The sequence below is a fragment of the Mesorhizobium sp. M7A.F.Ca.CA.002.05.1.1 genome (assembly GCF_003998335.1).
Lineage (GTDB): Bacteria > Pseudomonadota > Alphaproteobacteria > Rhizobiales > Rhizobiaceae > Mesorhizobium.
This window is the reverse complement of record NZ_RZQI01001488.1, coordinates 1-769: the sequence shown is the minus strand read 5'-3', so window position 1 is coordinate 769 and position 769 is coordinate 1. Positions and strand designations below refer to the sequence as shown.

Below are 769 nucleotides of genomic sequence, written 5' to 3'. Positions count from 1 at the left end.
TTGTAGAGCAGCACGCAGGAGGAGGGCTTGTCGCCACGCCCGACCCGGCCGCGCAGTTGGTGCAGCTGGGCCAGGCCGAAGCGCTCGGCGTGCTCGATGACCATGACGGTGGCGTCCGGCACGTCGACGCCGACCTCAATGACGGTGGTGGCGATCAGGATGCGTGTCTCGCCCTGCTTGAAGGCACGCATCGCCTCGTCCTTCTCGGCACCCTTCATGCGGCCGTGAACGAGCCCGATACGTTCGCCGAACAATGGTTTCAGCGAGGCGAAGCGGTCCTCGGCCGACATCAGCTTGATTTCTTCGGATTCCTCGACCAGCGGACAGATCCAGTAGATCTTCTGGCCGCCGGCGACGGCGTCCACCATGCGGTCGACCAGTTCGTCGAGCCGCTCGAGCGGCAGTGTAACGGTACGGATCGGCTGGCGGCCGGCCGGTTTTTCCGTCAGTTTCGACACGTCCATGTCGCCGAAAGCGGTCAGCACCAGCGTGCGGGGGATGGGAGTGGCCGTCATCACCAGCATGTCGGGCGCGTCGCCCTTGGCGGTGATGGCAAGCCGCTGATGGACGCCGAAACGGTGCTGCTCGTCGATCACGGCGAAGACCAGGTCGTGGAACATGACCGTCTCCTGGAACAGCGCATGGGTGCCGACCACGATGTCGATCTCGCCGCTTGCCGCCAAGGTCGGGCTGCGCATTGCCATCCTCACCGGCCGCGAAAAGGGCCGCGAACGCGCGGATACGCTGGCCGGCCTGGCAAGCGGCGTGA

1 protein-coding gene is annotated in these 769 nt (G+C 65.8%); it reads right to left on the bottom strand.

The window, feature by feature from the left end:
* The coding region (locus EN939_RS36565; protein WP_272483146.1) for a helicase-related protein at positions 1 to 769 on the bottom strand (769 nt) is incomplete at both ends.